Origin of the sequence: Yersinia pekkanenii (assembly GCF_001152565.1) — a bacterium.
GTDB lineage: Bacteria > Pseudomonadota > Gammaproteobacteria > Enterobacterales > Enterobacteriaceae > Yersinia > Yersinia pekkanenii.
Genome location: NZ_CQAZ01000001.1, coordinates 108,679 through 123,831, shown reverse-complemented (window position 1 = coordinate 123,831; position 15,153 = coordinate 108,679). Strand labels below are relative to the sequence as shown.

Here is a 15,153-nt window from a genome sequence, read left to right as displayed (position 1 = left end):
TGTGAACAAAATAAGGTGTTATATGGATCTCAGTGCGGCCGAAAAACCGGCACCTGATAATAAAACCATTCTGCATATAACTATCATCAGCATAGTGGTGTTTTTGCTCGCACTCTTTTGTATCCAGCTTTCCGAACAATCTGAAAATCTGGCTCCTTTATGGTTCCCGACCGCAGTATTAATGATCGCGCTTTTTCACCATCCCTTGCGCTACTGGCCATGGCAATTATTGACTGCTGGGATATGTATTGTGGCGGCAAATTTTATTTTATACGGTATTAGTTGGTTCCCATTACCCCTGACATTGATCAACCTGGCAGAGGCAGCAGTCGGTGCGTGGCTGCTGCGTAAATTTCTGCAGCCCAAAGACCCACTGAATAGTCTGTTTAGTTGGCTCAAGTTCTCAATTTGCACGGTGGTTATCGTTCCGCTGGTCAGTGGTCTGGCTGCGGCCTGGTATTTATCACCGCAAAACGACAACTTTAGCCAAGTGTTCACCATATGGTTTATGTCCGAAGCCATAGGAATGCTGGCCTTAGGGCCAGTCGGGCTACTTTACCGCCGTGGTTACTTCAACATCGCAACCCAATCCAACGCATTGTTTGATATGATGTGGATGACGGTATTATCGCTGGCCGCCTGTTATATCGGTCTGCTATATCTGCCTTTCCCCTTCACTTTTGTCATTATGGCGTTGATCTGGACCTCAATCCGCTTACCACGTTTTGAAACATTTACTGTCTGTTTTTTGGCCACCGTGCTGATTGCAATGATGATCAATTTCAACCTGTTTACACTTCAGGCTGATACTAAACTGTCGGTCCAAGCGTTCTCCTTTATTCCACTGTTAATGGTGTTGATCCCACCTCACGCGATGTCGATGGTAATGCACGCCTTCCGGATGGAAAAAGCGAATATCGTTGAAAGTGAAAATCGCTTTCGTAATGCCATGGAGTATTCGGCTATTGGTATGGCTCTGGTTTCGCCAGAAGGCAAATGGATGCAGGTCAATAAGGCACTGTGCAAATTATTAGGTTACAGCCAAGAAACATTACTGACACTGACTTTCCAGCAAATTACTCATCCGGAAGATCTCTCTGCTGATCTGAAATTGCTCGATGACTTGTATCATGGCCGAATCCCCAGTTATTCAATGGAAAAACGCTATATCCGCAGCGATGGCGAGGTGGTGTGGGCACTACTGGTGGTCAGTGTGGTTCGCGACCACGAATTACAGCCGCTCTATTTCATCTCGCAGGTTGAAGATATCAATGAGCTGAAAAAAACCGAGATGATTAACCGTCGCCTGACTGAGGCGCTGCACGAAGAGAAAGAACGGCTGCATATCACGCTGGACTCCATCGGTGAGGCCGTGGTTTGTACCGATCAGGAGATGAAAATTACCTTTATGAATCCGGTTGCTGAGAAAATGACCGGCTGGGCAAATACCAGCGCACTGGGCCAACCGGTTAACCAGATCATTAAGTTGACTAACGGCGTGGACGGGCCAGAAATTGATAACCCAATAGAACATTGCCTCAATCATCGCGCTTACTCTTCGCTGAATGAGTCGATGGTATTACATCATCGTGACGGGCGGTATTATGATATTCAAGAGTCGGTCGCCCCACTGAAAACTCTGGAAGGAGACATTGTGGGTGCCGTGCTGGTGTTCCAGGATGCTGGCGAATCCCGCGCCATGATGCGGAAACTCAGCCATAGCGCATCGCACGATAATCTGACCGGCCTGCCAAATCGCGCCAACTTTGACAATAGATTAAAAGCCGCTATCCAGATAAGCGTCGATCTCAACCAGCAAAATGCGCTGGCATTCCTTGATTTAGACTATTTTAAAGCCATTAATGATACCGCTGGGCACCCGGCAGGCGATGCGTTACTGAAAGAGATTGGCCAGTTGATGCACCAGCATTTACGCAACAGCGATTGCATTGCACGCCTCGGTGGTGATGAGTTTGGTCTGCTGATGCTCAATTGCACCCTGCCCGATGCTAAAGCCATTACCCAAAGTCTGGTATCAATGATCAATGGCTACCATTTCCACTGGGAAGATAAGCTGTATCGTATTGGTGCCAGTGCGGGTGTGACCCGAATCAGCAGCAGCAATAATCAGCGCAGTGAAATTATGGCGCAAGCAGATATTGCCTGTTATACCGCCAAGCGCAGTGGTCGCGGCCAGGTTCGTCTCTATCAATCACAGCAAAAACAGCTACCGGTGCTGCTACCTCGTTCCCGATAAAAAAATCCCTGACTTGATGATTGCCCCACGGCCCACTCTGGGGTAAAGTCGGCCCCCTTTATTTGGCCTGGGGAGCAAATTATGTTCATTGGTTTTGACTACGGCACAGCAAACTGCTCGGTTGCCGTGATGCGGGATGATGCTCCCAAATTGCTAACACTGGAAAATAATGATGTCTATTTGCCCTCCATGTTGTGTGCGCCCACACGGGAAGCGGTCAGTGAGTGCCTGCACCGCCACTGGCAGGTCCCCACCGGTAGTGACGAAAACCAGCAGCTATTACGCCGGGCCATGGCGTTCAATCGCGAAGAAGATATTCCGATTGCCGCCGACAGTCTGACGTTCGGCCTGTCGGCCCTCGCCCAATATATTGAAGATCCCGAAGACGTTTACTTTGTTAAATCACCTAAATCTTTCTTGGGCGCCAATGGGCTGAAGCCTCAGCAACTGGCACTGTTTGAAGATTTGGTCTGTGCCATGATGTTCCACATCAAACGTCAGGCAGAATCGGTACTGGCATCAGAAATTAATCAGACGGTGATTGGCCGCCCGGTAAACTTTCAAGGTTCCGGCGGTGAAGAGGCTAACCGGCAGGCGGAAGGTATTTTACTGCGCGCGGCGCAACGCGCCGGTTTTCGCGATATTGCTTTCCAGTTTGAGCCGGTCGCGGCAGGGCTGGATTTTGAAGCCACGCTGACGGAAGAAAAAACCGTGCTGGTAGTGGATATCGGCGGGGGGACCACTGACTGCTCGGTGCTGTTGATGGGGCCGAAATGGCAGGGGCTGGCAGATCGCCAGCAGAGCCTGCTGGGCCACAGTGGTTGCCGCGTCGGAGGTAACGATCTGGATATTATGCTGGCGTTTAAACAACTGATGCCGCTGTTTGGCATGGGTGGCGAGACCGAAAAAGGCATTGCCCTGCCGTCGCTGCCCTACTGGAATGCCGTTGCCACCAACGATGTTCCGGCACAGAGCGATTTCTACAGCACGGTTAATGGCCGCTTCCTGCGTGATTTAATCCGCGATGCGGCGCATCCACAGCAAGTAGAACGCCTGTTAAGGGTCTATCAACAACGCCTGAGCTACCGTTTAGTCCGAGCGGCAGAAGAGAGCAAGATCGCGCTATCAGAACAGGCACAAGTGGCTGCGGTGCTGAGTTTTGTCGAACCACAATTAGGCCAGACCATCAGCCAGCAACAACTGGCAGAGGCGATCACTCAGCCGCTACAACGGATCCAGGAGCAAGTCAGCCTGGCATTATCCACCAGCCATATCACCCCTGATGTGATTTACCTGACTGGCGGCAGCGCCCGCTCCCCATTACTACGAGCAGCCTTGCAGCAACAACTGCCGGGTATCCCGCTGGTGGGGGGGAATGATTTTGGCTCGGTCACCGCCGGGTTAGCGCGGTGGGCGCAGACACTTTATCGCTAGATGCGCGTTTGGTCGTAATGAGATATGGAAGTAAAGCGGGTTGTCAGAGCGCTATAGCTCGCTTTATTTCTGATGAATCAACCGGTATAGGGCCACAAACGTTGAACGGTGGTCTATTTCGCCTATATCACTCGCTAATTATTTTATCCGAATGCTGTTATTATCGTTTTATGTGTTTGAATACTAAAATAAATCAGAGTGACTTCCCATACGATACAACTTGATTTCGGGATCGGTACGCTGGTAAATGAATAATAAATCTGGCATACCATGACACTCAAGATAGCCAATGTAGTTGCCTATCAATGGATGTTCTTTATCTATTTTTGGCAACGCTTCGCCTGTTTGTAGCAGTGAAATAGTTGCTAAAATAACTTTCTGTGCGTTTTTATTCTTGGTATATCGCTTTGCATCTTTTTTAAAACGACTTTGATAAATAATCGTCAGCATTATTACCAACCAAGATCGCGCTTCAGTGCATCAACCGTGTCAACGCGATAGACTTCCACCCCATTTATTGGAGCTACAACGTAGCTATAGATCAAATTGGTTTTTTATCCGCAATATGAACCTGTAGATAAGATCTTATATCAGGTCCCTTCGACTGTGACTTTCAATCGAAATCCACGGGCTTTACTTTGAATCCCATTTTTAAATCTAACGATTATTACCCCTTCCCCACATACCCTGACACTAGTTTCATATTTCCTCCATTTTTTTCCGGTAGATTCCCGCTAAACTAGTAACATATCCATACCCGTCGTCTTTCAAGTTGCAGGTGTGTTGGCTGGCTCGTTTACCCGAATCCTTACTTGAGTAAGCTCATCGGGATAATCTCTTTTGCCGCCTTCCCGCATCTTGAAATCTATTGGGTATAAATTTTAATTGATTGCACCTGCGCAAATAACCAGAACATTAAAAGGACTCTCCGCCATCATGAAAGCTCAATCTAAACGCACTTCCCGAGTACCGGTGTTACTCGGGGCTGTGGTGGCGATTATTGTTGCTGTATTTGCCTGGCGCTACTTTAGCGCAACCCCTGGCAACATTAGCGCAACCCCTGGCAACACCGCACCGGGTGCACAGCAGCATGCGGGGGGGAACAGTGCGGCACGGGCCGGTGGCCGCCGTAGTATGCCTATGTCACCGGTGCAAGCCGCCACTGCCACCGAGCAAACCGTGCCGCGCTATCTTACCGGTTTAGGTACCGTGATTGCTGCCAATACCGTCACCGTGACCAGCCAGGTCAATGGTCAGTTGATGGCAATCCACTTTATCGAAGGGCAGCAGGTCAACGCCGGTGATTTACTGGTGGAAATCGATCCACGCCCTTATCAGGTATTACTCACCCAAGCACAGGGCCAGTTAGCAAAAGATCAGGCCACGCTGGACAACGCTCGGCGGGATCTGGCTCGCTATCAAAAACTGGCCAAAACCGGCCTGATTTCACAGCAAGATCTGGATACACAAGCGTCACTGGTACGCCAGAGCGAAGGCAGTGTTAAAGCCGATCAGGGTGCTATCGACAGCGCTGAACTGCAACTGACGTATAGCCGAATAACCGCCCCGATCTCCGGCACGGTTGGCCTGAAACAGGTGGATGTCGGTAATTACATTACCAGCGGCATCACCACCCCGATTGTGGTGATTACCCAGACACATCCGGTTGATGTGGTCTTTACTCTGCCGGAAAGTGATATCCCGACGATTATGCAAGCGCAGAAAAATGCAGCAAAAAATAATACTACGGTGCCGGTTGAAGCCTGGGATCGCACTAACAAGCAGATGCTGGCACAGGGCTATCTGCTCAGTATTGATAACCAAATTGATACCACCACCGGCACCATTAAACTGAAAGCCCGCTTCGCCAATGAAGATGATGTGCTGTTCCCAAACCAGTTTGTTAATGCCCGTATCAAAGTGGATTTACTGCAAAATGCGGTCGTGGTGCCAACTGCCGCAGTACAAATGGGCAACGAAGGTAGCTTTGTCTGGACACTCAATGACGACAATAAAGTCAGTAAGCATCAGGTGACCACCGGTATTCAGGACAGCAAACAAGTGGTTATCAGCACCGGTCTGAATGCTGGTCAGCGTGTGGTTACTGACGGTATTGATCGCCTGACCGAAGGCTTACAGGTAGAAGTGGTCACGCCACGGGCCGCGAATGCCAATCCAAGTGGAGCAACAGACAAACCGGCCACCGAGGAGAAAACCACGCATAAAGGTAAAAGGCCGGCTACCAATACCGCGGCTGGCAACACCCCTGCTGCGGAGAAATCCTGATGCAAGTGATGCCTCCAACGCCTGGTGGCGGGCCATCACGGCTGTTTATCCTGCGCCCGGTCGCCACCACTTTATTTATGGTTGCCATTCTGTTAGCAGGGATTATCGGCTACCGCGCTTTGCCGGTTTCCGCCCTGCCGGAGGTTGATTACCCGACTATTCAGGTGGTGACACTCTATCCCGGTGCTAGCCCGGATGTGGTGACATCGTCAATTACCGCACCGTTGGAGCGCCAATTTGGGCAAATGTCCGGCCTGAAACAAATGGCCTCGCAAAGCTCGGGTGGCGCGTCGGTGATTACTCTGCAATTCCAACTCACTTTGCCGTTAGATGTGGCAGAGCAGGAAGTGCAGGCGGCCATTAATGCGGCCACCAACCTGCTACCGAACGATCTGCCTTATCCGCCGATTTACAGCAAAGTTAATCCGGCTGATCCGCCTATTCTGACACTGGCGGTTACCTCCACGGCAATCCCGATGACGCAAGTGGAAGACATGGTGGAAACCCGGATTGCGCAGAAAATCTCGCAAGTTACCGGGGTCGGTCTGGTCACTATTTCAGGGGGCCAACGCCCTGCCGTGCGGGTGAAACTGAATGCCCCGGCGGTAGCGGCTCTGGGGCTGGACAGCGAAACTATTCGCACCGCCATCAGCAATGCCAACGTCAATTCCGCCAAAGGCAGTCTGGATGGGCCAACCCGCTCGGTGACCTTATCAGCCAATGATCAGATGAAATCCGCCGAGGATTACCGCGACTTGATCGTGGCCTACCAAAACGGTGCGCCAATCCGTTTGCAGGATGTCGCCACCATTGAGCAAGGCGCGGAAAATAACAAGTTGGCCGCCTGGGCCAATACCCAACCGGCAATTGTGCTGAATATCCAGCGCCAGCCGGGAGTGAACGTCATTGATACCGCCGACAGTATCCGCGAGATGCTGCCAGAGCTGATCAAAAGTCTGCCCAAATCGGTCGATGTAAAAGTGCTAACCGACCGCACCACCACTATCCGCGCCTCAGTCAGTGACGTGCAGTTTGAGTTACTGCTGTCAATTGTGCTGGTGGTGATGGTGATTTATCTGTTCCTGCGCAATGCCGCAGCCACGATTATCCCCAGTATCGCGGTGCCGCTGTCGCTGATCGGTACCTTTGCCGCGATGTATTTTCTTGGTTTTTCAATCAATAACCTGACATTAATGGCGCTGACCATTGCCACCGGTTTTGTGGTTGATGATGCCATCGTGGTGATTGAGAATATCTCTCGCTATATCGAAAAAGGCGAGAAGCCACTGGATGCCGCGCTGAAAGGTGCCGGTGAGATTGGTTTTACCATTATTTCCCTGACGTTCTCATTGATTGCAGTGTTGATTCCGCTACTGTTTATGGGCGATATCGTGGGCCGCTTGTTCCGCGAATTTGCCGTCACACTGGCGGTGGCGATCCTGATTTCAGCGGTGGTTTCCCTAACCCTGACGCCAATGATGTGTGCACGGATGCTCAGTTATGAATCACTGCGTAAACAAAACTGCCTGTCCCGTGCCAGTGAGAAATTCTTTGACTGGGTGATTGCCCATTATGCCGTTGGCCTGAGAAAAGTTCTTAAACATCAATGGCTAACACTCAGCGTCACCCTGAGTACCCTGGTACTCACCGTGATACTTTACTTGTTGATCCCCAAAGGATTTTTCCCATTACAGGATAATGGTCTGATTCAGGGAACGCTGGAAGCGCCACAATCGGTTTCGTTCAGTAATATGGCTGAACGGCAACAACAGGTGGCCGCCATCATCCTTAAAGATCCCGCAGTAGAAAGCCTGACCTCGTTTGTCGGCGTCGATGGCACCAATGCCACGCTCAATAATGGCCGGTTGCAGATTAACCTTAAACCACTGAGCAGCCGTGACGACCGCATGCCTGAGATTATTACTCGTTTGCAGAACAGTGTCGCCGGCGTGCCGGGGATTAAACTGTACTTACAGCCGGTTCAGGACTTGACCATCGATACCCAACTCAGTCGGACACAATATCAGTTCACCCTGCAAGCCACTTCGCTGGAAGAACTGAGTACCTGGGTGCCGAAGCTGGTTAACGAGTTGCAGCAACAAGCCCCGTTCCAGGATGTCACCAGTGACTGGCAGGATCAGGGACTGGTGGCGTTTGTTAATGTCGACAGAGACAGCGCCAGCCGTTTGGGGATCACCATGACTGCCATTGACAGCGCGCTGTATAACGCCTTTGGTCAACGGCTGATTTCCACCATTTATACTCAAGCTAACCAGTATCGAGTAGTACTGGAACATAATGTACAAGCCACACCGGGGCTGGCGGCACTCAATGATATCCGCCTGACGGGCAGTGATGGTAAAGGGGTGCCACTGAGCAGTATTGCCACCATTGAAGAGCGTTTCGGACCGCTGTCGATCAACCATTTGAATCAGTTCCCATCGGCCACCATCTCTTTCAATCTGGCACACGGCTATTCCCTCGGCGAGGCAGTAAAAGCCGTGACCCAAGCAGAGCTTGCCATTCAACTACCGGCCGATATCATCACTCGTTTCCAAGGCTCGACGCTGGCGTTTCAGGCCGCCCTTGGCAGCACGCTGTGGTTGATCGTCGCGGCTATTGTGGCGATGTATATTGTGCTTGGTGTGTTATACGAAAGTTTTATTCATCCGGTCACTATCTTATCAACCCTGCCAACCGCCGGTGTCGGAGCCTTGCTGGCGCTAATACTGACCGGCAATGAGCTGGATGTGATCGCTATTATCGGGATTATTCTGCTGATCGGCATTGTGAAGAAAAATGCCATCATGATGATCGACTTCGCGCTGGCAGCCGAGCGGGATCAAGGGATGACCCCGTATGATGCTATCTATCAGGCCTGTTTGTTACGTTTCCGCCCTATTCTGATGACCACACTGGCGGCGCTGTTCGCTGCGTTACCTTTGATGTTCAGTACCGGTACCGGTGCCGAGTTACGCCATCCGCTGGGGGTGTGTATGGTCGGCGGGCTTATTGTTAGCCAGGTATTGACCCTGTTCACCACACCGGTTATCTATCTGTTATTCGATAAGCTGGCGCGCAACTCTCATGGCAAAAATCGACGCCGTAATGAGGATATTGATTCATCAGACTCACCACCTGAATTGCCGAACGGGCAGGAGCCACAGTGAAATTCTTCGCTCTGTTTATCCAGCGCCCGGTCGCCACCACCCTGCTGACATTGGCGATTACCATCTGCGGTGTTATCGGCTTTAGCTTATTGCCAGTATCACCGCTGCCGCAGGTGGATTATCCAGTGATTTCGGTCAGTGCTTCCATGCCAGGTGCCTCACCGGAAACCATGGCGTCATCCATTGCCACGCCACTGGAACGCGCACTGGGTAGAATTGCCGGGGTCAATGAAATGACCTCGACCAGTTCACTGGGCAGCACGCGGATCATCCTGCAATTTGATCTCAGCCGTGATATCAACGGTGCGGCCCGTGATGTGCAGGCCGCACTCAATGCAGCCCAAAGCCTGCTGCCGTCGGGGATGCCCAACCGCCCAACCTATCGCAAGATGAACCCGTCTGATGCGCCGATCATGATAATGACGCTGACCTCAGATACTTTCACCCAAGGCCAGTTGTATGACTTTGCCTCGACCCAACTGGCGCAAAAAATCGCCCAAACTGAAGGGGTCAGTGATGTGACTGTCGGCGGGAGTTCCCTGCCTGCGGTGCGGGTTGAGCTAAATCCCAGCGCGCTATTCAATCAGGGCGTTTCGCTGGATGCAGTGCGTCAGGCGATCAGTGCCGCCAACGTTCGTCGCCCGCAAGGGTCAATCGACTCCAGCCAACAACACTGGCAGATTCAGGCCAATGATGAAATCAAAACGGCCGAGGGTTATCGCCCGCTGGTGATCCATTACAACAATGGATCACCAGTCCGGTTGCAGGATGTCGCCAACGTGGTGGACTCGGTACAAGATGTGCGTAACGCCGGAATGTCCGATGGTAAACCGGCGGTGCTATTGGTGATCAGCCGCGAACCGGGTGCGAATATTATCGCCACCGTGGACAGAATTCGAGCCGAGCTTCCGGCCCTGCGCGCCTCGATCCCAGCGTCAATTGAGTTAAATATTGCTCAGGATCGTTCACCTACCATCCGTGCGTCACTGGATGAAGTGGAGCGCTCACTTATCATCGCCGTGGCACTGGTGATCCTGGTGGTGTTCTTGTTCCTGCGATCTGGCCGCGCCACCCTGATCCCGGCGGTTGCCGTCCCGGTTTCATTGATCGGTACCTTTGCCGCCATGTACCTGTGCGGTTTTAGTCTCAATAATTTGTCGCTGATGGCGCTAACCATTGCCACCGGTTTTGTGGTCGATGATGCCATTGTGGTGCTGGAGAATATTTCCCGCCATTTGGAGGCTGGGGTAAAACCGATGGCTGCCGCCCTACGCGGGGTGCGTGAAGTCGGCTTTACCGTGTTGTCGATGAGTATCTCGCTGGTGGCGGTATTTATTCCGCTGCTGCTGATGGAAGGGCTACCGGGCCGGTTATTCCGTGAGTTTGCCGTCACCTTATCCGTATCAATTGGCATCTCGCTGGTCATCTCCCTGACGCTGACGCCCATGATGTGCGCCCACTTGCTACGTTCACACCCTGTCGGTCAGCAGCAACGTATTCGCGGTTTTGGCAAAGTACTATTGTCCATTCAGCGAGGTTATGGCCGTTCGCTGAATTGGGTGTTGGGGCATACACGATGGGTAATGGTTGTACTGTTTTCAACTATTGCTCTGAATGTCTGGCTTTATATCAGTATCCCGAAAACCTTTTTCCCTGAGCAAGATACCGGCCGCATGATGGGCTTTATCCAAGCCGATCAGAGTATCTCCTTCCAGGCGATGCAGCAAAAACTGAAAGATTTCATGAGGATCGTCAGTGCTGACCCGGCAGTCGATAATGTGACTGGTTTCACCGGCGGTTCACGCACCAATAGTGGTTCAATGTTTATCTCGCTCAAACCGCTAAGTGAACGTAAGGAAACCGCCCAGCAGGTGATTACCCGCCTGCGGGGTAAGTTGGCAAAAGAGCCGGGAGCCAACCTGTTTCTGGCCTCAGTACAAGATATCCGGGTTGGCGGCCGTCAATCCAATGCCAGTTACCAATTTACCCTGTTGGCAGACGATTTAACGGCACTACGAGAATGGGAACCCAAAGTCCGGGCGGCGCTGGCTAAATTGCCGGAACTGGTCGATGTTAACTCCGACCAACAGGATAAAGGCTCGGAAATGGCGCTGACTTACGATCGTGAGACCATGGCGCGATTAGGTATTGATGTTTCCGATGCCAATGCCCTGCTCAACAATGCCTTTGGACAACGGCAGATTTCCACCATTTATCAACCCTTAAACCAATATAAGGTGGTAATGGAAGTCGCACCTCAATACACCCAGGATGTCAGTTCGCTGGATAAGATGTTTGTGATTAACAGCAACGGCCAGTCAATTCCGCTGTCCTATTTCGCCAAGTGGCAACCGGCCAACGCCCCACTGGCGGTCAATCATCAGGGCTTATCTGCGGCTTCGACCATCTCATTTAACCTGCCTGATGGCGGCAGCTTGTCTGAAGCCACTGCCGCCGTCGAGCGGGCAATGACTGAACTCGGGGTGCCTGCTACTGTGCGCGGTGCTTTTGCGGGTACTGCGCAGGTGTTCCAGGAAACGCTGAAATCCCAGTTGTGGCTGATTATGGCGGCCATCGCTACGGTGTATATCGTACTGGGAATTTTGTATGAGAGTTTTGTTCACCCGCTAACCATCCTGTCAACGCTGCCATCCGCCGGAGTCGGGGCGCTGCTGGCGCTGGAACTGTTCGATGCGCCTTTTAGCCTGATCGCCCTTATCGGCATTATGTTATTGATTGGCATTGTGAAAAAGAACGCCATCATGATGGTGGATTTTGCTCTTGATGCACAACGTAATGGCAATCTCAGTGCTCGCGACGCCATTTTTCAAGCCAGCCTATTGCGCTTCAGACCCATTTTGATGACCACGCTGGCCGCCTTGTTCGGGGCGCTGCCATTGGTACTGAGCAGTGGTGATGGTGCGGAGTTACGCCAGCCGCTGGGGATTACCATCGTCGGTGGGCTGGTGGTGAGTCAGTTGCTCACCTTGTATACCACGCCAGTGGTTTATCTCTATTTTGATCACCTGCGCAGCCGCTTTAGTAAGAAAGCGTTAATGAGGCTGGAATAACATGGCATACCCAATAGATTTCAGATCCTAATGATTATCGGCAGCATGGGTATGGCCATTATTATTGTGCTACCAGCGCTGATATTTAACCGCGTGCCAGCAGATATCGGAACCAATCGTAATCTGGCTGCCAACCGATAGAACAGGTGAAACATGATAAGGATCGGTATTACCGGAAAACTGTTTATGGCGATATTTGCCACCTGCATGTTGGTGTTGGCAACCATGCACTGGGGAGTCAGGGCCAGCTTCGAACGCGGTTTTATTGATTACATCAAACAAAGTAATGAGCAGCGGATAGCGATGCTGGGAGATGCCCTTGAGGTGCAATACCAGCGCTACGGTAACTGGGATTTCCTGCGCAATAATGATCAGGTAATTTATCAGATCATGCGCTCTTTTGAACAAAGCGGAGATAATGGCCGCAGCCTGCCCCCACGTGGTTGGCGCGCACAATTTTGGGTGGTCGATAATCATAATAATCTGTTGGTTGGGCACACCGGACAGCTCCCAAAAGAAGCCAGTCGCCGAGCGATAACTGTTAATAAACATATAGTTGGCTGGGTGATATCTACCCCGCCGGAAAAACTGACCCGCAACGCAGATATTAACTTTGACCAGCAACAGCGCCGCACCAGTTGGATTATTGTCGGCTTATCGACCCTGCTGGCTGCCGCCGTAACCTGGCTGTTGTCTCGCGGCATGCTGGCTCCGGTCAAGCGTTTGGTGGAAGGAACACATCGGCTGGCAGCCGGTGATTTCAGTACCCGCGTGGCCGTCAGTAGCCGTGATGAACTGGGCCGTTTAGCACAGGATTTTAACCAACTTGCCCGGTCACTGGAGAAAAATGAACAAATGCGGCGCGACTTTATGGCTGATGTCTCCCATGAATTACGCACGCCACTGGCAGTCTTACGTGGCGAACTGGAAGCACTACAGGACGGTGTGCGCCAACCCACCCCTGAATCCTTAATTTCGCTACAAGCCGAGGTGGGGATCCTCACCAAACTGGTCAACGACTTGCACCAGTTATCGCTCTCCGATCGTGGCGCACTGGCCTATCGTAAAACCCAACTGGATGCCGTGCGCCTGTTACAAATTGCGATTGCCAGCTTCCGTGGCCGCTTCGAAAGTAAAAATATGACCATCACCACTCACCTACCTGAACACGCGGTTATGTTTGGTGATCCCGACCGACTGAATCAACTGTTTCATAATTTACTGGAAAATAGTCTGCGTTATACCAATGAGGGGGGGCGGTTAGAAATCAGCGCACAGCTAGCAGAAGAGAGCTTAACGCTACACTGGCAAGACACTAAACCGGGTCTTAACGATGAACAGTTGCAACGTATTTTTGAACGTTTTTATCGCACCGAAAGCTCCCGTAATCGCGCCAGCGGCGGCTCGGGGCTCGGCCTGGCAATATGCCACAATATTGTTGAAGCGCACGGCGGAAAAATCAGCGCGACACATTCACCTTTGGGCGGCCTACAGATTACGGTAGTATTTCCCCTATTCCATTCCATAGGGTAATTGATTGTAATGCATGAGCCGCGTCAGTCTGCCAGCCAGTCTGGTTCCGTATTGATCGTTGAAGACGAACCAAAGCTCGGCCAGTTATTGGTCGATTACCTGCAAGCTGCGGGTTACAGCACTCAATGGCTAACCCATGGTGCCGAGGTCGTGGCCGCCGTGCGCCAAACCCCGCCCGCCATTATTTTGCTGGATTTAATGTTACCCGGTAGCGATGGCATCAGCATTTGTCGTGAAATCCGCCGTTTTTCCGATGTACCCATCGTGATGGTCACAGCTAAAACCGAAGAAATTGATCGGTTGCTGGGGCTGGAAATTGGTGCTGATGACTATATCTGCAAACCCTATAGCCCACGGGAAGTGGTAGCGCGGGTCAAAACCATTCTGCGCCGTTGTCAGCAACAACGGGAACAGCCAAGCGACAGCGCACCGCTACTGATTGACGAATCCCGCTTTCAGGCCAGTTATCAGGATCATCTACTGGAACTGACGCCAGCGGAGTTTCGTTTGCTGAAAATACTGGCAACCCAACCGGCCCATGTATTTAGCCGTGAACAACTGCTGAATAACCTGTATGACGATTACCGCGTGGTGACCGATCGTACTATCGACAGCCATATCAAAAATCTGCGGCGTAAGCTTGAAGCGCTCGATGGCGAGAAGCCTTTTATCCGCGCGGTTTATGGCATGGGGTATCGCTGGGAAGCAGAGATCTGTCGTTTACTGTAATTTATTCTTCGTTAAATCTGCATTATGTTGGTGATACAGGGCGCGTTGGCCTGACTTCCGGTCAACGTTGACTACACTCATTAGAGGTATCACCACCAACAGGAGAAACACTATGTCCATCGGACACTATGAGATTAAGAAGGCAAAAAATGGGCAGTACCATTTCAATCTGAAAGCCAGTAATGGCGAAATTATTCTCTCTAGTGAGATGTACGCCAGTAAAGCCTCTACAGAAAATGGCATATCATCAGTGCAAAGTAACTCCCCATTGGAAAGCCAATATGAGCTGAAACACAACACCAAAAATGAGCCTTATTTCGTATTGAAAGCGAAGAACCATCAGGTTATTGGTATCAGCGAATCCTACAGTTCCGAAAGCGCGGCCAAAAATGGCATTGCCTCGGTGATGAAAAATGGCCCAACCACCATAATTAAAGATCTGACACAGTAATTTTCATCTATCAGATAGCACGACTCTTACCTACATTTATTACCTGGCTGTGCCCGCGCGGGGCAAGTGACCGCGCATTCCTCTCCTCATGTTGATCTGGATCATTTAAACCTTACAAAAATTGTGCAACGGCTGATTTTCACCGTTGGCAAGGTTACAATCCTCGGCTTTTAGCCACTCCTACGGGCGTGGTTCTGACTTGAACTCAGACAGAGAGCCACT

The 15,153-nt window shown here is 51.3% G+C and carries 9 protein-coding genes; 8 read left to right on the top strand and 1 reads right to left on the bottom strand.

The window, feature by feature from the left end:
* The first annotated feature begins 22 nt into the window (after positions 1-22).
* Both AEP37_RS00520 and yegD read left to right on the top strand, forming a co-directional pair.
* Positions 23-2,257 (top strand): PAS domain S-box protein, encoded by a 2,235-nt coding sequence (locus tag AEP37_RS00520; RefSeq protein WP_049608221.1) that lies wholly within the window; start codon positions 23-25, stop codon positions 2,255-2,257.
* Between the two features lie 81 nt (positions 2,258-2,338).
* The gene (gene yegD, locus AEP37_RS00515) at positions 2,339-3,691 is read left to right on the top strand and encodes a molecular chaperone (RefSeq protein ID WP_049608219.1); all 1,353 of its coding nucleotides are present in this window, start codon (positions 2,339-2,341) and stop codon (positions 3,689-3,691) included.
* Positions 3,692-3,874: 183 nt separating this feature from the next.
* Here the strand turns inward: yegD and AEP37_RS00510 are convergent, their stop codons facing one another.
* On the bottom strand, positions 3,875-4,141 hold the full coding sequence (locus AEP37_RS00510; protein ID WP_049608216.1) for a type II toxin-antitoxin system RelE/ParE family toxin: 267 nt from the start codon (positions 4,139-4,141) through the stop codon (positions 3,875-3,877).
* A gap of 486 nt (positions 4,142-4,627) precedes the next feature.
* Between AEP37_RS00510 and AEP37_RS00505 the strand changes: the two genes are divergently transcribed.
* The 6 genes from AEP37_RS00505 (at position 4,628) to AEP37_RS00480 (ending at position 14,931) form a co-directional block, all read left to right on the top strand.
* The gene (locus AEP37_RS00505; protein WP_049608213.1) at positions 4,628-5,977 is read left to right on the top strand and encodes an MdtA/MuxA family multidrug efflux RND transporter periplasmic adaptor subunit; all 1,350 of its coding nucleotides are present in this window, start codon (positions 4,628-4,630) and stop codon (positions 5,975-5,977) included.
* A complete protein-coding gene (locus AEP37_RS00500; protein WP_049608211.1) occupies positions 5,977-9,147 on the top strand; it encodes an MdtB/MuxB family multidrug efflux RND transporter permease subunit in 3,171 nt (1,056 codons plus the stop codon). The genes AEP37_RS00505 and AEP37_RS00500 overlap by 1 nt, the downstream gene beginning before the upstream one ends.
* Entirely contained in the window at positions 9,144-12,218 is a 3,075-nt protein-coding gene (gene mdtC, locus AEP37_RS00495) for a multidrug efflux RND transporter permease subunit MdtC (RefSeq protein ID WP_049608209.1), read from the top strand. The genes AEP37_RS00500 and mdtC overlap by 4 nt, the downstream gene beginning before the upstream one ends.
* 156 nt (positions 12,219-12,374) lie before the next feature.
* Positions 12,375-13,751, top strand: coding sequence for an envelope stress sensor histidine kinase BaeS (gene baeS, locus AEP37_RS00490; RefSeq protein ID WP_049608476.1), 1,377 nt, complete (start codon positions 12,375-12,377; stop codon positions 13,749-13,751).
* 9 nt (positions 13,752-13,760) lie between these two features.
* Positions 13,761-14,480, top strand: coding sequence for an envelope stress response regulator BaeR (gene baeR / locus AEP37_RS00485; RefSeq protein WP_049608207.1), 720 nt, complete (start codon positions 13,761-13,763; stop codon positions 14,478-14,480).
* 112 nt (positions 14,481-14,592) lie between these two features.
* Positions 14,593-14,931: a YegP family protein gene (locus tag AEP37_RS00480; RefSeq protein ID WP_049608205.1), complete on the top strand. Its 339-nt coding sequence runs from the start codon at positions 14,593-14,595 to the stop codon at positions 14,929-14,931.
* Positions 14,932-15,153 lie beyond the last annotated feature (222 nt).